At 39.9% G+C, this 17376-nt stretch carries 15 protein-coding genes; 11 read left to right on the plus strand and 4 right to left on the minus strand.

The features are described 5' to 3' along the window. The first annotated feature begins 26 nt into the window (after positions 1-26). From OC529_RS11220 to carB, 6 genes are all read left to right on the plus strand, one after another. Entirely contained in the window at positions 27-569 is a 543-nt protein-coding gene (locus tag OC529_RS11220; protein ID WP_088791026.1) for a YceD family protein, read from the plus strand. After that, a complete protein-coding gene (nth, locus tag OC529_RS11225; RefSeq protein WP_262082192.1) occupies positions 569-1198 on the plus strand; it encodes an endonuclease III in 630 nt (209 codons plus the stop codon). The genes OC529_RS11220 and nth overlap by 1 nt, the downstream gene beginning before the upstream one ends. A 210-nt stretch (positions 1199-1408) precedes the next feature. Beyond that, positions 1409-1930: a bifunctional pyr operon transcriptional regulator/uracil phosphoribosyltransferase PyrR gene (gene pyrR / locus OC529_RS11230; RefSeq protein ID WP_000850023.1), complete on the plus strand. Its 522-nt coding sequence runs from the start codon at positions 1409-1411 to the stop codon at positions 1928-1930. Between the two features lie 18 nt (positions 1931-1948). Next, positions 1949-2872, plus strand: coding sequence for an aspartate carbamoyltransferase catalytic subunit (locus OC529_RS11235; RefSeq protein WP_088791029.1), 924 nt, complete (start codon positions 1949-1951; stop codon positions 2870-2872). A gap of 49 nt (positions 2873-2921) precedes the next feature. Further along, entirely contained in the window at positions 2922-4001 is a 1080-nt protein-coding gene (locus OC529_RS11240) for a carbamoyl phosphate synthase small subunit (RefSeq protein WP_088791030.1), read from the plus strand. Positions 4002-4448: 447 nt separating this feature from the next. Beyond that, a complete protein-coding gene (gene carB, locus OC529_RS11245) occupies positions 4449-7625 on the plus strand; it encodes a carbamoyl-phosphate synthase large subunit (RefSeq protein WP_262082193.1) in 3177 nt (1058 codons plus the stop codon). A 278-nt stretch (positions 7626-7903) separates the two neighbouring features. On the opposite strand, the gene OC529_RS11250 is transcribed toward carB, so the two are convergent. From OC529_RS11250 to tacF, 3 genes are read right to left on the minus strand one after another with little or no spacing between them, the layout of a single operon-like run. After that, positions 7904-8713, minus strand: a complete 810-nt coding sequence (locus tag OC529_RS11250; RefSeq protein ID WP_173229056.1) for a phosphorylcholine transferase LicD — start codon at positions 8711-8713, stop codon at positions 7904-7906. Between the two features lies 1 nt (position 8714). Continuing rightward, entirely contained in the window at positions 8715-9518 is an 804-nt protein-coding gene (locus OC529_RS11255) for a phosphorylcholine transferase LicD (protein ID WP_088791033.1), read from the minus strand. 9 nt (positions 9519-9527) lie between these two features. Further along, positions 9528-11015 (minus strand): type IV teichoic acid flippase TacF, encoded by a 1488-nt coding sequence (gene tacF, locus OC529_RS11260; RefSeq protein WP_262082194.1) that lies wholly within the window; start codon positions 11013-11015, stop codon positions 9528-9530. A 440-nt stretch (positions 11016-11455) separates the two neighbouring features. Between tacF and OC529_RS11265 the strand changes: the two genes are divergently transcribed. From OC529_RS11265 to OC529_RS11285, 5 genes are read left to right on the plus strand one after another with little or no spacing between them, the layout of a single operon-like run. Then, positions 11456-12163 (plus strand): 2-C-methyl-D-erythritol 4-phosphate cytidylyltransferase, encoded by a 708-nt coding sequence (locus OC529_RS11265; protein ID WP_262082195.1) that lies wholly within the window; start codon positions 11456-11458, stop codon positions 12161-12163. A gap of 4 nt (positions 12164-12167) precedes the next feature. After that, the gene (locus OC529_RS11270) at positions 12168-13190 is read left to right on the plus strand and encodes a ribitol-5-phosphate dehydrogenase (protein ID WP_140209064.1); all 1023 of its coding nucleotides are present in this window, start codon (positions 12168-12170) and stop codon (positions 13188-13190) included. A 16-nt stretch (positions 13191-13206) separates the two neighbouring features. Next, entirely contained in the window at positions 13207-14076 is an 870-nt protein-coding gene (licA, locus tag OC529_RS11275; protein WP_262082196.1) for a choline kinase LicA, read from the plus strand. After that, complete coding sequence (locus OC529_RS11280) at positions 14066-14944, plus strand: DMT family transporter (RefSeq protein WP_262082197.1); 879 nt, start codon at positions 14066-14068, stop codon at positions 14942-14944. The genes licA and OC529_RS11280 overlap by 11 nt, the downstream gene beginning before the upstream one ends. 11 nt (positions 14945-14955) lie before the next feature. Beyond that, positions 14956-15645, plus strand: a complete 690-nt coding sequence (locus tag OC529_RS11285; protein WP_000643978.1) for a sugar phosphate nucleotidyltransferase — start codon at positions 14956-14958, stop codon at positions 15643-15645. A 241-nt stretch (positions 15646-15886) separates the two neighbouring features. Here the strand turns inward: OC529_RS11285 and OC529_RS11290 are convergent, their stop codons facing one another. After that, positions 15887-16969 (minus strand): hypothetical protein, encoded by a 1083-nt coding sequence (locus tag OC529_RS11290; protein ID WP_262082198.1) that lies wholly within the window; start codon positions 16967-16969, stop codon positions 15887-15889. Positions 16970-17376 lie beyond the last annotated feature (407 nt).

Genomic DNA, 17376 nt, shown 5'->3' on the forward strand with positions numbered 1-17376 from the left:
AGAGAGTAAATCTTTATGGAGGAAGTATGAAATTAAATATTCAAGAAATTCGTAAGCAGTCTGAAGGCTTGCATTTTGAACAAGCGTTAGATTTAGTTGCTGACCTACGTGCACGTAATCAAGAAATTTTAGATGTAAAAGATATCCTTGCAGTTGGGAAAGTCCAATATGAAGACCGTATGTATTTCTTAGATTATCAGTTGTCTTATACCATTGTCCTTGCTTCAAGTCGTAGTATGGAGCCAGTTGAGTTGGCTGAATCTTATCCAGTCACAGAAGTTTTCATGGAAGGCGCAACTAACCAGCTGGATCAAGAAGTCTTAGACGATGATTTGGTCCTGCCTATCGAAAATGGAGAACTTGACCTTGCTGAGAGCGTGTCAGACAATATCCTACTAAACATTCCTATCAAGGTCTTGACGGCTGAAGAAGAAGCTGGTCAAGGATTTGTTTCAGGAAATGACTGGCAAATCATGACTGAGGAAGAATACCAAGCTCAACAGGCAGTTAAGAAAGAAGAAAACAGTCCTTTTGCTGGCTTACAAGGACTATTTGATGGAGACGAATAATGGTCTTGTCAAAAAAACGAGCACGAAAAGTGCTAGAAGAAATCATTGCTCTTTTTCCAGATGCCAAGCCCAGTCTTGATTTTACCAATCATTTTGAACTCTTGGTTGCGGTCATGTTGTCAGCTCAGACAACGGATGCAGCGGTAAATAAGGCCACACCAGGTCTCTTTGCTGCCTTTCCAACGCCACAAGCCATGTCTGTTGCGACAGAGGGTGAGATTGCTTCACACATTTCTCGCCTGGGACTGTATCGGAATAAGGCTAAATTCCTTAAAAAATGTGCCCAACAGTTACTAGACGATTTTGATGGTCAAGTTCCTCAGACACGTGAAGAATTAGAAAGTCTAGCAGGCGTTGGTCGCAAGACGGCCAATGTTGTCATGAGTGTGGGATTTGGGATTCCAGCTTTTGCAGTGGATACTCATGTCGAGCGTATTTGCAAACACCACGATATCGTCAAAAAATCAGCTACGCCACTTGAGGTGGAAAAGCGTGTCATGGATATCTTGCCGCCTGAGCAGTGGTTAGCAGCTCATCAGGCTATGATTTATTTTGGAAGAGCCATTTGTCATCCTAAAAATCCAGAGTGTGACCAGTACTCACAGTTATATGATTTTAGCAATTTATAAGATGGGGTTTCAAAAGTTTTTGCTTGATTTTAAGCATGCTTTGTGCTATAGTATTTGATAACTAAATATTCCTTTAAACCTGTCCCGTGAGGCAGGCAAGGAGCACGATAAAGTAGAAGGGTGAAGTCTATACTGCTAGCAGTAGGGCTCGCTTGGCTATACATTTCAAGTCTCCTTGTTTAAGGAGACTTTTCTTTTTGGAGGTTTGTCATGAAGACAAAAGAAGTTGTAGACGAATTGACCGTCAAACGAGCGATTACGCGTATTACATATGAGATTATCGAACGCAACAAAGATTTGAATAAAATCGTCTTGGCTGGTATTAAAACTCGTGGCGTCTTTATCGCCCACCGTATCCAAGAACGTTTGGAGCAGCTAGAAAATCTTTCAGTTCCTGTTGTGGAATTGGATACCAAACCTTTCCGTGATGATGTTAAAAGTGGAGAAGATACTTCTTTGGTTTCTGTAGATGTGACAGACCGTGAAGTTATCTTGGTGGATGATGTGCTTTATACAGGCCGTACCATCCGCGCTGCTATTGATAATATTGTAGGTCATGGTCGTCCTGCGCGCGTGAGTTTAGCAGTTCTAGTCGATCGTGGACATAGAGAATTGCCAATCCGTCCAGATTACGTTGGAAAAAATATCCCAACTAGTCGTTCTGAAGAAATCATCGTAGAGATGGCAGAACTTGATGGCCAAGACAGAGTTCTGATTACTGAAGAAGCTTAGAAAGCTAAAGGAGTAGCCATGTCAGAAAATCAACAAGCATTGAACCATGTGGTGTCCATGGAAGACCTCACTGTCGATCAAGTCATGAAATTGATCAAGCGAGGAATTGAGTTTAAAAATGGAGCCCAGCTTCCTTATGAAGACCATCCGATTGTTTCCAATCTTTTCTTTGAGGATTCTACACGGACGCATAAGTCCTTTGAAGTGGCAGAGATTAAACTGGGGCTGGAACGACTTGACTTTGATGTGAAGACTAGTTCGGTTAATAAGGGTGAGACACTTTATGATACCATTTTGACTTTGTCTGCTTTAGGAGTGGATGTCTGTGTGATTCGCCACCCAGAGGTTGACTACTACAGAGAGTTGATTGCTAGTCCTACGATTACGACTTCCATCATCAATGGTGGAGATGGTTCGGGCCAACACCCTAGCCAGAGCTTGCTTGATTTGATGACTATTTATGAGGAATTTAGTCACTTTGAGGGTCTCAAGGTTGCGATTGCAGGTGACTTGGACCACTCGCGCGTTGCCAAATCTAATATGCAGATTTTGAAACGCTTGGGAGCTGAACTCTTTTTCGCTGGACCTGAGGAATGGAGAAGTCAAGAGTTTGCAGACTATGGACAGTTTGTAACCATTGATGAAATCATTGATCAGGTGGATGTCATGATGTTTCTTCGTGTGCAACATGAACGTCATGATAGTGGAGCTGTCTTTTCAAAAGAAGACTACCATACCCAACATGGCTTGACTCAAGAACGTTACGATCGTTTGAAAGAAACAGCAATCCTCATGCACCCAGCTCCAGTCAACCGTGATGTAGAAATTGCAGACCATTTGGTTGAAGCACCAAAATCACGGATTGTCCAACAAATGACCAATGGTGTCTTTGTTCGAATGGCAATCTTAGAATCCGTACTGGCGAGTAGAAACGCCAACTAAAACACAAGACGTTAAAAGACGCCAGTGAGCGTCCACGAGAGGTGAGAATATGACAAAAAGACTTCTAGTATTAGAAGATGGCACAGTTTTTGAAGGCAAGGCCTTCGGAGCAGATATTGATGTAACAGGCGAAATCGTCTTTAATACAGGGATGACCGGCTACCAAGAATCCATTACAGACCAGTCTTATAATGGACAAATCTTGACCTTTACTTATCCTTTGGTAGGAAATTATGGAATCAACCGTGATGACTACGAATCCATTATTCCAACTTGTAAGGGAGTCGTTGTTTTTGAAGAAGCGCGTAGAGCAAGCAACTGGCGCAACCAAATGACCTTGGATGAATTTTTGAAAGCCAAGAAAATTCCAGGTATTTCAGGAATTGATACGCGTGCCCTTACCAAGATTATCCGTAAGCATGGTACCATGCGTGCAACCTTGACCCATGTTGGGGATAGCATGGACCATGTGACGGACCAGCTCCAAGCGACAGTCTTGCCGACAGACAATATCAAACAAGTTTCTACTAAAACTTCCTATCCAGCTCCAGGAGTTGGTTTGAGCGTGGTTCTAGTGGACTTTGGTCTCAAGCACTCAATCCTACGTGAACTTTCTAAACGCAACTGTAACGTGACCGTGGTTCCATACACGACAACGGCTGAAGAAATTCTCCATCTTAATCCTGACGGAGTGATGTTGTCAAACGGTCCAGGTAACCCAGAAGACGTTCCACAAGCACTGAACATGATTCGTGGTGTGCAAGGGAAAATCCCAATCTTTGGTATTTGTATGGGACACCAACTCTTTGCTATGGCAAACGGGGCTAAGACTTACAAGATGAAATTTGGTCACCGTGGCTTCAACCATGCGGTACGCGAAATTGCTACAGGACGTGTAGATTTTACAAGTCAAAACCATGGTTATGCAGTTAGCCGTGAGGATTTGCCAGAACACTTGATTATCACCCACGAAGAAATCAATGACAAGTCAGTTGAAGGTGTGCGTCACAGATACCAACCTGCTTTCTCTGTCCAATACCACCCAGACGCAGCTCCTGGTCCTCATGATGCAAGCTACCTATTTGACGAGTTTATCGAGATGATGGAAGCTTTTAAACAATCAAACTAAGAACGAGTAAAAGCTCGTCGGAGAATTTATGTAACTGAACACGGACGGAAAGCTCGGAATTTAGAGAAACCAACTGGGATTGTCAATCCTTCCTTGGTTTCCTAAAATTCAATCGCTTTCTATTCGTCCTTTGTATCTTATTTAATGGCAACCCGAGAGTTGCCGAGTAGAAAGGCAGGTCGTTTCTTTTAGTCGCTATCAGGCGAACTAAAAACTCCCTGCACTAGATTTTTTATCGAAAAATATCGTTTCGCTAAAAAATTGTCGGAGAATTTATTTAATGTCGCCCTGAGAGGCGACGAATAGAAAGGAGAAGATACATTGTTCGCGGAAGTGAACACGCCCTAAGAACTGTGTGAAAAAGATAAACATCGTCTTGACGCTGAAGGCGTCTGCACCGAGTTTCCTATTTTCACTGTGTTCTTTACGGGCTTTGTATCATAAACTATGCCTAAACGTACTGATATTCAAAAAATTATGGTGATTGGTTCTGGTCCGATTATTATTGGTCAGGCTGCTGAGTTTGACTACGCTGGGACCCAGGCTTGCTTGTCTTTGAAAGAGGAAGGTTATGAGGTTGTTTTGGTTAACTCAAATCCTGCAACTATCATGACGGACAAGGAAATTGCTGATAAGGTTTACATCGAACCGATTACACTTGAGTTTGTGACACGTATTCTTCGTAAGGAACATCCAGATGCCTTGCTACCAACACTCGGTGGTCAGACAGGTCTCAACATGGCCATGGAATTGTCTAAAAATGGTATCCTCGATGAGCTTGGTGTTGAACTTCTGGGTACTAAATTATCTGCCATTGACCAAGCCGAGGACCGTGATCTCTTTAAACAATTGATGGAAGAGCTCAACCAACCAATCCCAGAATCTGAAATTGTTAACACAGTAGACGAAGCAGTTGCCTTTGCAGCGACAATTGGTTACCCAGTTATCGTTCGTCCAGCCTTTACCCTTGGTGGTACTGGTGGTGGTATGTGTGCCAACGAGGAAGAATTGCGTGAAATCGCTGAAAATGGTTTGAAATTGTCACCTGTCACTCAATGTTTGATTGAGCGTTCGATTGCAGGTTTCAAGGAAATCGAATACGAAGTGATGCGTGACTCAGCTGACAATGCTTTGGTTGTTTGTAACATGGAAAACTTTGACCCAGTTGGGATTCACACAGGGGATTCCATTGTATTTGCCCCTGCGCAAACCATGTCAGACTATGAAAACCAAATGCTACGTGACGCGAGCTTGAGCATCATTCGTGCCCTCAAGATTGAAGGTGGATGTAACGTTCAGCTAGCCCTTGATCCACACAGCTTCAAGTACTATGTCATCGAAGTAAACCCTCGTGTGTCTCGTTCGTCAGCCCTTGCTTCAAAAGCAACAGGTTATCCGATTGCAAAATTGGCTGCCAAGATTGCAGTTGGCTTGACCTTGGATGAGGTGATCAACCCAGTCACAGGTTCAACCTATGCCATGTTTGAACCAGCTCTCGACTACGTGGTTGCCAAGATTCCACGTTTCCCATTTGACAAGTTTGAAAAGGGTGAGCGCCGTCTGGGTACCCAGATGAAGGCGACTGGAGAAGTCATGGCGATTGGTCGTAACATTGAGGAATCTCTTCTTAAGGCTTGTCGCTCCCTTGAAATTGGTGTGCACCACAATGAAATGCCTGAACTTGCATCAGTTTCTGATGATGCCTTGATTGAAAAAGTAGTCAAAGCCCAAGATGACCGTCTCTTCTACGTATCAGAAGCCATTCGTCGTGGCTACACACCAGAAGAAATTGCTGAATTGACTAAGATTGATATATTCTATCTTGATAAACTCCTACATATCTTTGAAATTGAGCAAGAATTAGGTGCCCATCCACAAGATCTAGACGTTTTGAAAACGGCTAAACTAAATGGATTTTCAGACCGTAAGGTTGCTGAACTTTGGGAAACGACTGCAGACCAAGTTCGTCAGCTTCGTTTGGAAAACAAGATTGTTCCAGTTTATAAGATGGTCGATACTTGTGCGGCAGAATTTGACTCTGAAACACCATACTTCTATTCAACCTATGGTTGGGAAAATGAGTCTATCAAGTCTGATAAAGAATCTGTACTTGTCCTAGGTTCTGGTCCAATCCGTATCGGTCAAGGGGTCGAGTTTGACTACGCAACTGTTCATTCAGTTAAGGCTATTCAGGCGGCTGGCTATGAAGCCATCATTATGAATTCAAACCCAGAGACCGTTTCTACAGACTTCTCTGTATCAGATAAGCTTTACTTTGAGCCATTGACATTCGAAGATGTTATGAACGTCATTGACTTGGAGCAACCAAAAGGGGTTATCGTTCAGTTCGGTGGTCAAACAGCCATCAACCTTGCGGAGCCATTGGCAAAAGCAGGTGTGACCATCCTTGGGACACAGGTTGCTGACCTAGACCGTGCCGAAGACCGTGACCTCTTCGAGCAAGCACTCAAAGACTTGGATATTCCGCAGCCACCAGGACAAACGGCTACCAATGAAGAAGAAGCAGTGCTTGCAGCTCGCAAGATTGGCTTCCCAGTTCTCGTTCGCCCATCTTATGTCTTAGGTGGACGTGCTATGGAAATCGTTGAAAACGAAGCAGACCTTCGTTCTTACATGCGAACTGCTGTTAAGGCTAGTCCAGACCACCCAGTTCTTGTCGACTCTTATATCGTTGGGCAAGAGTGCGAAGTTGATGCCATTTCAGATGGTAAAAATGTACTCATTCCTGGTATCATGGAGCATATCGAACGTGCCGGTGTCCACTCAGGTGATTCAATGGCAGTTTACCCACCACAAACCTTGTCGCAAAAGGTGCAAGAAACAATCGCAGACTATACGAAACGCCTAGCAATCGGTCTTAACTGCCTTGGAATGATGAACATCCAGTTTGTTATCAAGGATGAAAAAGTCTATGTTATTGAGGTCAATCCACGTGCCAGCCGTACCGTTCCATTCCTTTCTAAGGTGACCAATATTCCTATGGCTCAAGTAGCGACTAAGCTCATTCTTGGTCAAAGTTTATCAGAACTTGGCTACCAAGATGGACTTTACCCTGAAAGCACCCGCGTTCATATCAAGGCACCTGTCTTCTCCTTTACCAAACTAGCTAAGGTAGACAGCTTACTTGGTCCTGAAATGAAGTCAACAGGGGAAGTTATGGGTTCTGATGCTACTTTGGAAAAAGCTCTCTATAAGGCCTTTGAAGCTTCTTACTTACACTTGCCAACTTTTGGAAATGTTGTCTTTACCATCGCTGATGATGCTAAAGAAGAAGCCTTGGACTTGGCTCGTCGTTTCCAAAATATTGGCTATGGAATCCTCGCGACAGAAGGGACAGCAGCCTTCTTTGCCAGTCATGGATTACATGCTCAGCCTGTTGGAAAGATTGGTGATGACGATAAGGATATCCCAAGCTTTGTTCGCAAAGGAAGAATTCAAGCTATCATTAACACAGTAGGAACTAAACGAACTGCTGACGAAGATGGTGAGCAAATCCGCCGTTCAGCCATTGAACACGGAGTGCCCCTCTTTACAGCCCTAGATACAGCTAACGCCATGCTCAAAGTATTGGAAAGCCGTAGTTTTGTTACAGAAGCTATTTAATACCCAATGAAAATCAAAGAGCAAACTAGGAAGCTAGCCGCAGGCTGTACTTGAGTACGGCAAGGTTAAGCTGACACGGTTTGAAGAGATTTTCGAAGAGTATAAATAGGAAAATAAGTTGGACAAAAAGTCTTTAAGAAGATAAGGAAAACGCATAATATCAGGTGTTGAAAAACCTTGATATTATGCGTTTTATTGTGGGAATATTTACTTCATTTTCTACTAAAATTATGTTTTTGAATAACCTCTATCTTAGTAGTTTGTATGGTCGCCCTCAATCAGCTTTTGCGATAAGCTTTAATACTGTGACTATACCACTCTTGCATTTCCTTTGATGGTGGTGTCATATAATCCCCATACATCTGAGTTAAAAATTGGTCATATTTTTTTGGAACTGGTAACATACGACCTTCAAACTCAGTTAAGATGAGTTCTTTAAAGGTATCAACTGGGAAGACTTCTTTCATTCCTTCCTTACCGATCCCAACTCCTCCTTCATATTGAGGAGTGCTGGTTGCAGCATTTTTGATTAGCTGATCAATTTTCTTGTAAAAGTAACGGGGATTGACCACTCGGAGGGCGTACCAGCTACATAATCTTAGAAAATCTTTTAATTTGCTGTCACCGTGAACTGCGCGTGATTTTTTGATATAAGCTAGTTGACGAAGGGCCACATACTTATAGCTCTTGTCGACAATGCTCAGGTCTGTAAAGCGATCAATTGGGAAGACATCGATGAAAAGGCTGGTGTCATGACGCTTGTACTTAACATGGTCTTCGATAACAGTAGAAGTATCCAAAATCGATGCGAAATTATGGAAGTACCAAGAAGAAGTGTCGTAGGAGAGAACCTTATAACGTGGATGGTCTTCTTCCTCAATAATCTTCAGTAAACGCTCATAATCCTCACGATAAAGGGAAATATCAATATCATCATCCCAAGGAATCATACCTTTGTGGCGGATGGCTCCAAGCATGGTTCCATAACTGAGAAAATAAGGAATATCATGTTTCTTACAAGTCTCATCAATATAGTCTAGCAGAGCTAGTTGAATTTCTTTAATTTCTTCTTTTTCTAAATATTGCATCCTAATCCTCCAATTTGTAGGCATGAAATTCATGACTGTAGAAGCGTTTTTCTTCAGGTGGCAAGGTCATATAATCTCCATAAAATTGTGTCAAAATAGTATCATATTTTTCAGGTGCAGGAAGGGTCAAATTCTCAAAGGGTAAATCGATTGTTTTATCAAAGGTAGCACTTGGAAAGACTTCCTTTTCCTTAAATTTTGAAGGGATAAAGGCCATATACTGACCATTTTCACGGCTATATTTTTGAATTTCTTTCTCGATTTTATGTGCAAAATAACGAGGAGAAACCGGTCGAAGGAGCAACCAAAAGGCTGTTCGTATCCAATCTTTTAAAAGGCTATCCTTATAGACAATATTTTTGTGTTTACTGAAAGATAGAAGTTTGAAGCTTTCCAGTTTATAACAAGTATCAATGACCTTAGGATCATCAAAGCGATCCATAGGGAAAATATCGATAAAAACACCTGACTCATAGGTTTTTGTATTCCGAGTATCAATAATTTTAGTTGTACTGTCTGTTATTTTGATAAAGTTATTAAAGTAGTTTTTATCAGTTTCTAAGGATAGGAGATTATACTTACTTTTTTCCTTTTGAAAAATGTTTATAAATCGTTGGTAGTCTTCTCGAGGCATGGACAGATCAATATCGTCGTCCCAAGGAATAAAGCCTTGATGTCGAACTGCCCCAATCAGAGTACCGTAGTTAATAATATAGTGGATATTGTGCTTTTTACATAGAGTATCAATATAATCCAAAATTTCTAATTCAATTTGTTTTGCATCTTCAATGGTTAGTTGTTTCATTCTATACTCCTATGATCTTTTGAATTTATTTTTTAAGGCTAGGACATGGTTTAAAAATTCATAGAAAATGCTATCTTTGGTGAAGACAAGTAGACCAATATAAGAGATGGCTGATAGCAAGACAATCAAACCAGTATTAATCAAAAATGGCAAATTAATGACCATATCCACGGGATACAAGAAATTAATCAGGAAATAAATTCCTACAAAGGAAAGTGAAAAGAGAGAGTATCGAATAGTATAGCTAAAGATATGTCCCAAGTGAATAAGCTGTTTTCTATGGATGAAAATGATATAGAAAACAAGTAGAGAGGCCTCTGATAACATAGTTGTCAGTAAGTAGTATTCAGGAGCCACGATATGGTTGAAAAAGAGGAGACTATTTAAGCCCAAATTGAGTAGCCCAGCAAAGACTGTATAGACTGTGATACGTTTTTCATAGCCATTTGTAAAGAGAATTTGTGAACCAAGAATGGTATCTAGTGCCAGGATAATCGTACGAAAAGCGAAGAGAGAGGTTAAGATACCGCCTCCGATATATTTTTCACTACCGTAAAGTAGGATGGCATTTGGTCCTAAGACCATGAGCCCAAAACTGAGTGGGATGATAAAGAAGTTAAAGATTCGACTGCCTCTGTTAACAAGTGCGACATAAGCTTCCTTATCGCCTTTTCCTAGATAGTAACTGAGACGAGGGACACTCACTCCGATAGCTCCTGTTACAACACCAGCAATAACGGTCACAATTCGTTGAGCTATGGTGTAGTAACTAACGTTGACATCAATCCCTGTTTTAACGAGGAAGAGACGGTCCAAAAATGTGAAGAGCATATTGGCATTGGCAAAGACCAACATGGCTGTCAGAGGGAGAAAGAGCGGTTTAAAATCACTGATGTGAATTTTAACAAGCTTAATGTCTCTTTTAATCCAAAAATAACTAATCAGATAGTTAATCAGCGTCGATAAACTCATCACAAGTGTATAGACAACAATATCGTGTTCATTTTTGACAAACAGGAAAATAGAGACTAGCATCAAGATACGGATGAAGGCAGTCTTGTAAAAAAGAAAACTGTAATTTTCCAGAGCTTCATTAACCCATTCGATTGAAAAAATCTGGGCAATGAGTTGGATCCCCATAACAAGATAGACTTTTTTGATGATTGGATTATCAGTAAAGAAGAGAGGATAGGCTAGGATATAGACAGCGGTGGTCAAAATCGTACAAGCTATGCACAAATAAAAAAGACTAGAGAAGGTTCTATTCAGATCTTTTTTGTTATCCTTGACATTACTGATGGCCCGTAAACCGTAGTTATAGACACCATAAGTTGCAAAGGGCAAGAAAAATGACAAAATAGTGTCGACTGAGTTGAAGTAACCATAGTCGGTTCGGTCCAAGACACGCGCGACATAGGTTCCAGTTAGGATGGGAAAAATAATATTTAAGACACGAATTCCCATGTAAGATAGAGCATTTAATTTTATACTTTTCATTCAATTTACCTCGTTTTTCATTATATCATAAAGTCAGCTAATAAGAAATGAAGGGCAGTAATACTCTTCGAAAATCAAATTCAAACCACGTCAGCGTCGCCTTACCGTACTCAAGTACAGCTTACGGCTAGCTTCCTAGTTTGCTTTTTGATTTTCATTGAGTATAAGTCAAGTAATCACTTTGAAGTTTCAAATCTTAATTTTAAGTTTTCTTTAAGGAAAGTATATTATTCTGAAGGACTCTAAAATTTCACAGCCATTTATTAGCAATGACTACAGAATTCCTGGTCATTACTAGAAATGGACTAGTTTCTTTGAATAATAGAACTCCTTAATCCTTCTATTCTAGAACGGGAGGGTCGGTATTTCTTTCATGATAGGACTAGATTGTGGTATAATAGAGAGAATAAGTTTTTTTAGTAAGACAAAGGAGAAAATAGATGATTTATGCAGGAATTCTTGCTGGTGGAACTGGCACACGCATGGGAATCAGTAACTTGCCAAAACAATTTTTAGAGCTAGGTGATCGACCTATTTTGATTCATACAATTGAAAAATTTGTCTTGGAACCAAGTATTGAAAAAATTGTAGTTGGGGTTCATGGAGACTGGGTTTCTCATGCAGAAGATCTTGTAGATAAATATCTTCCTCTTCATAAGGATCGTATCATCATTACAAAGGGTGGTGCTGACCGCAATACAAGTATTGAGAAAATCATTGAAGCTATTGATGCTTATCGTCCGCTTACTCCAGAGGATATCGTTGTTACCCACGATTCTGTTCGTCCATTTATTACACTTCGCATGATTCAGGACAATATCCAACTTGCCCAAAATCATGACGCAGTGGACACAGTGGTAGAAGCGGTTGATACTATCGTTGAAAGTACCAATGGTCAATTTATTACAGATATTCCAAATCGTGCTCACCTTTATCAAGGACAAACACCTCAAACATTCCGTTGCAAGGACTTCATGGACCTTTATGACTCTCTTTCTGCTGAAGAGAAAGAAATCTTGACAGATGCATGTAAAATCTTTGTGATCAAAGGAAAAGATGTGGCCTTGGCCAAGGGTGAATATTCAAATCTGAAGATTACAACAGTAACAGATTTGAAGATTGCAAAAAGTATGATTGAGAAAGACTAGTAAAATGATTAATCAAATTTATCAACTAACTAAGCCCAAGTTTATCAATGTCAAATACCAGGAAGAGGCTATTGACCAAGAGAATCATATCCTCATCCGCCCTAATTATATGGCGGTCTGTCATGCGGATCAGCGTTACTACCAAGGAAAACGTGATCCCAAGATTTTGAATAAAAAGCTTCCAATGGCAATGATTCACGAGTCATGTGGAACCGTTATTTCTGACCCGACAGGAACCTACGAGGTTGGGCAAAAAGTTGTCATGATTCCCAATCATCCTCCTATGCAGAGTGATGAAGAATTCTATGAGAACTACATGACAGGGACTCATTTCTTGTCTAGTGGATTTGATGGCTTTATGAGAGAGTTTGTTTCTCTTCCTAAAGATCGTGTGGTGGCTTATGATGCTATCGAAGATACGGTTGCAGCCATTACAGAGTTTGTCAGTGTCGGCATGCACGCTATGAATCGTCTATTGACCCTTGCTCATAGCAAGCGGGACCGAATCGCCGTTATCGGAGATGGAAGTTTAGCTTTTGTAGTTGCTAATATTATAAATTATACTTTGCCAGAAGCAGAGATTGTGGTTATTGGTCGTCATTGGGAAAAGTTGGAACTTTTCTCATTTGCCAAAGAATGCTATATCACTGACAATATTCCTGAAGATTTGGCCTTTGACCATGCTTTTGAGTGTTGTGGTGGTGATGGTACTGGACCGGCTATAAATGACCTGATTCGCTACATTCGTCCTCAGGGAACGATTCTCATGATGGGTGTTAGCGAGTATAAAGTCAATCTCAATACACGCGATGCCTTAGAAAAAGGCTTGCTCTTGGTTGGGTCATCTCGTTCTGGTCGCATTGATTTTGAAAATGCCATCCAAATGATGGAAGTCAAGAAATTCGCCAATCGTCTTAAAAATATCCTTTATCTAGAAGAACCTGTAAGAGAAATTAAAGATATTCACCGTGTCTTTGCGACCGATTTAAACACAGCCTTTAAAACTGTGTTTAAGTGGGAAGTATAAGTGCTGGAGGTTAATTGTGGAGAAAATCATTAAAGAAAAAATTTCTTCCTTACTTAGTCAAGAAGAGGAAGTCCTCAGTGTTGAACAACTGGGAGGAATGACCAATCAAAACTATTTGGCCAAAACAACAAATAAGCAATACATTGTTAAATTCTTTGGTAAAGGGACAGAAAAGCTGATCAATCGTCAAGATGAAAAGTACAATCTTGAACTACTAAAGGATTTAGACTTAGATGTAAAAAATTATCTTTTTGATATTGAAGCTGGTATCAAAGTAAATGAGTATATCGAATCTGCGATTACGCTTGATTCAAGGTCAATCAAGACCAAATTTGATAAAATTGCTCCAACATTACAAACTATTCATGCTTCTGGCAAGGAATTAAGAGGAGAATTTGCTCCTTTTGAAGAAATCAAAAAATACGAATCCTTGATTGAGGAAAAAATCCCTTATGCCAACTATGAAGCTGTTCGAGAAGAAGTTTTCTCCTTAGAGAAAAGGCTGGCTGACTTAGGTGTTGACAGAAAATCTTGTCATATCGATTTGGTACCTGAAAACTTTATCGAATCACCTCAAGGACGACTTTATCTGATTGACTGGGAATATTCATCAATGAACGATCCAATGTGGGATTTGGCTGCTCTCTTTTTAGAGTCTGAATTCACTCGTCAAGAGGAAGAAGCCTTCTTATCTCACTATGAGAGTGAGCAAACACCTGTCTCTCGTGAAAAGATTGCCATTTATAAAATTTTACAAGATGCTATTTGGAGTCTATGGACAGTCTACAAAGAAGAGCAAGGTGCAGATTTTGGTGACTATGGTGTGAGTCGTTACCAAAGAGCTGTTAAAGGTTTGGCTTATTATGGAGGTTCAGATGAAAAATAAAAATGGAGTTTCTTTTGGTCTACTCTCAGGTATTTTCTGGGGTTTAGGTCTAACGATTAGTGCTTATATCTTTTCGATTTTTACAGATTTGTCGCCCTTTGTGGTGGCCGCTGCTCACGATTTCTTGAGTATCTTTATCTTACTAGCTTTTCTCTTGATAAAAGAAGGAAAAGTTCGTCTCTCAATTTTCTTAAATATTCGCAATGTTAGTGTTATCATCGGAGCCTTGCTAGCAGGCCCTATCGGTATGCAGGCCAATCTTTATGCGGTTAAGTATATCGGAAGTTCCTTAGCTTCATCAGTATCGGCTATTTATCCTGCGGTTTCAGTTTTATTGGCTTTCTTCTTTTTGAAGCACAAGATTTCGAGAAATACTGTGTTTGGGATTGTCTTGATTATTGGAGGGATTATTGCTCAGACCTATAAGGTTGAACAGGTTAATTCCTTCTACATTGGGATTCTCTGTGCTTTGATTTGTGCCATTGCATGGGGGAGTGAGAGTGTCCTTAGCTCCTTTGCCATGGAAAGTGAATTGAGTGAAATCGAAGCCCTCTTAATCCGTCAAGTGACTTCATTCTTGTCCTATCTTGTGATTGTGCTCTTCTCTCATCAGTCATTTGCCGAAGTAGCCAATGGGCAGTTACTAGGTCTCATGATTGTCTTTGCTGCCTTTGATATGATTTCTTACTTGGCTTATTATATCGCTATCAATCGCTTGCAACCAGCCAAGGCTACAGGCTTGAACGTGAGTTATGTAGTTTGGACTGTCTTGTTTGCAGTTGTTTTCTTGGGTGCACCGCTAGATATGCTGACAATTATTACGTCACTTGTCGTCATTGCTGGAGTTTATATTATTATTAAAGAATAAAGGAGATTCGTGTGAAAGCCATTATCTTAGCAGCGGGATTGGGAACTCGCTTGCGTCCTATGACTGAAAATACCCCTAAAGCCTTGGTTCAGGTTAATCAAAAACCCTTGATTGAATACCAAATTGAGTTTCTAAAAGAAAGAGGAATCAACGACATCATCATCATCGTTGGTTACCTTAAAGAACAATTCGATTACTTGAAAGAGAAATATGGAGTTCGCCTCGTTTTCAATGATAAATACGCTGACTACAATAACTTTTACTCTCTCTATCTTGTAAAAGAAGAATTAGCTAACAGTTATGTTATTGATGCTGACAATTATCTCTTTAAAAATATGTTCCGCAATGATTTGACACGTTCTACTTATTTTAGTGTTTATCGTGAAGATTGTACCAACGAATGGTTCTTGGTCTATGGAGATGACTACAAGGTTCAAGATATTACTGTTGATAGCAAGGCTGGTCGTATCCTTAGTGGTGTATCATTCTGGGATGCTCCAACTGCTGAAAAGATTGTCAGCTTTATCGACAAGGCCTATGCAAGTGGTGAATTTGTCGATCTCTATTGGGACAATATGGTTAAGGATAATATCAAAGAGCTGGATGTCTATGTTGAAGAATTAGAAGGCAATAGCATCTATGAGATCGATAGTGTCCAAGACTATCATAAATTAGAAGAAATTCTTAAAAACGAAAATTAAAAATTTTGTATGTGAGTTATAGTCTCGATAAAAATAGTTACATCAAAATGAAATAGGAATTAGGTGAATCAATTGGGGAAGTCAAATTAGTGTGTTCGTCTCCTATTTCAATCTACTATACAAGAAAAGTGCAAATAAGAAATCTCCAGATTAGGAACCATCAGTGAGTTCTCTAGTTTGGAGATTTTTCAATATACTTCGTTATTGGACGGTTACAATTGAGTGTTATCTAGCTTCCGGCTCATTTATTTGTTGATTTAGCCCCATCCCTATCCAGCGGATATGTCGGTGTAATGGAATCCCTAGACAGAGGTGAAACTAAGTCCCTATTTGGTATTCGTTCTGTCCCTGGTTCAACATAAGCCACAATAAGACGTAGTGGTTTATCACCTATGGATTGTTTCTTGTATTGAGTCGGATATATTACTGATGTTCCATCTCCTCCCACTAACCCCCATGCAACGATCTCATAACCTTCTGCTGAAGTTTCAACTCCACCAAAAGATTCATTATGTTCGCCTTGGACCAGATACATTCTCGCTTGGGTGCCTTTCGGAATATTCGAATTCTTTAATCCACCTGGTGGCACAGGAATTTTACCTTTAATTATAGGTTTTTCTCCTGCTTTCCCCTCTACATCTTCTTGAGCGGTCTTTCCTGGATGAAGCGGAGATTCATCAAATTCTGGTTTTGGGAGTTGATACAGAACAGTTTGTGTCTTACTAGATGTGTGACCGCTTCCTTCAGTTACTGTTAATTCTGTATTGAATACTCCAGACAATTCTTTAGGAGACCGACCGGTAATAGTTAAAACAGCTCGCCTTCCATTGTTATCAATTCTCGTTTTGATCGTAGCCCAAGTTCTACCTCTACTATCAACCATTGGGAACCCGGATAAAGAAATATTTCTAATAGTTCCAGTTTCTACAGTAGCGATATATTTTAAAGATAGTATGTTTAAGTCTTGACCGTTATATAAATTACGAACATCTCTTTCTCTTCCTGAATCGTCCCTAGATCTTTTTTCACGACCGTCACTTCCTGTAGCAAAACCATAAACAAGCCCAGAAACACTTCTACGATTCCTAGTTCCTCCAGTTTCCTCTACTCCTTTCTTTAGGTGACTAGCCTTTTTATACTCCTCAAGTGCGGCATTGAAGATAGCATCGTCTACAAGTCCATCTTCCTTCTTTTGTAATGCTTCGTTGAGTTTATCGTAAGCTTCCTTGAGTTTTTGAACCTGTTCTGGATTTTCAGTGCTGGTCTTCAGTTCTTGGAGGAGATGATGGATTTTGTCCGATAGAGGATAGCTTATTCTATTCAAATAGGATATTTTAACTTTGATTTAAGATAGAATCATAATGAAAACGGTATAGAGGATTGAAACTAGAATAGTAGACCTTGGTTTATAAAATATTGTTAAAAATTAGTTTGAATTTCTCAACTAATTTATTCAGTTATTACTTCATTCTGCTATAAAAAAACAAACGCTCCCTTCTCATGATGGCAAAAACTAGCATGTAATAAAAATTTAATAATTCTGACATTAAAAGATAAATAGCTTGCAATTATTGATAAAATCAGCTACCATGAGTAAGTAAGTAAGTAAGTAAGTAAGTAAGTAAGTAAGTAAGTAAGTAAGTAAGTAAGTAAGTAAGTAAGTAAGTAAGTAAGTAAGTAAGTAAGTAAGTAAGTAAGTAAGTAAGTAAGTTTTATTGTCCCGATTATGAT

The sequence above is a fragment of the Streptococcus sp. Marseille-Q5855 genome, assembly GCF_946901985.1.
Lineage (GTDB): Bacteria > Bacillota > Bacilli > Lactobacillales > Streptococcaceae > Streptococcus.

What these genes read in the sequence shown, in the direction of transcription:
- carB (WP_262082193.1), top strand. Translation starts at nt 4,449, where the DNA reads ATGCCTAAACGTACTGATATTCAAAAAATTATGGTGATTGGTTCTGGT.
- OC529_RS11240 (WP_088791030.1), top strand. Translation starts at nt 2,922, where the DNA reads ATGACAAAAAGACTTCTAGTATTAGAAGATGGCACAGTTTTTGAAGGC.
- nth (WP_262082192.1), top strand. Translation starts at nt 569, where the DNA reads ATGGTCTTGTCAAAAAAACGAGCACGAAAAGTGCTAGAAGAAATCATT.
- tacF (WP_262082194.1), bottom strand. Translation starts at nt 11,015, where the DNA reads ATGAAAAGTATAAAATTAAATGCTCTATCTTACATGGGAATTCGTGTC.
- OC529_RS11265 (WP_262082195.1), top strand. Translation starts at nt 11,456, where the DNA reads ATGATTTATGCAGGAATTCTTGCTGGTGGAACTGGCACACGCATGGGA.
- OC529_RS11270 (WP_140209064.1), top strand. Translation starts at nt 12,168, where the DNA reads ATGATTAATCAAATTTATCAACTAACTAAGCCCAAGTTTATCAATGTC.
- OC529_RS11235 (WP_088791029.1), top strand. Translation starts at nt 1,949, where the DNA reads ATGTCAGAAAATCAACAAGCATTGAACCATGTGGTGTCCATGGAAGAC.
- OC529_RS11255 (WP_088791033.1), bottom strand. Translation starts at nt 9,518, where the DNA reads ATGAAACAACTAACCATTGAAGATGCAAAACAAATTGAATTAGAAATT.
- pyrR (WP_000850023.1), top strand. Translation starts at nt 1,409, where the DNA reads ATGAAGACAAAAGAAGTTGTAGACGAATTGACCGTCAAACGAGCGATT.
- OC529_RS11280 (WP_262082197.1), top strand. Translation starts at nt 14,066, where the DNA reads ATGAAAAATAAAAATGGAGTTTCTTTTGGTCTACTCTCAGGTATTTTC.
- OC529_RS11250 (WP_173229056.1), bottom strand. Translation starts at nt 8,713, where the DNA reads ATGCAATATTTAGAAAAAGAAGAAATTAAAGAAATTCAACTAGCTCTG.
- OC529_RS11220 (WP_088791026.1), top strand. Translation starts at nt 27, where the DNA reads ATGAAATTAAATATTCAAGAAATTCGTAAGCAGTCTGAAGGCTTGCAT.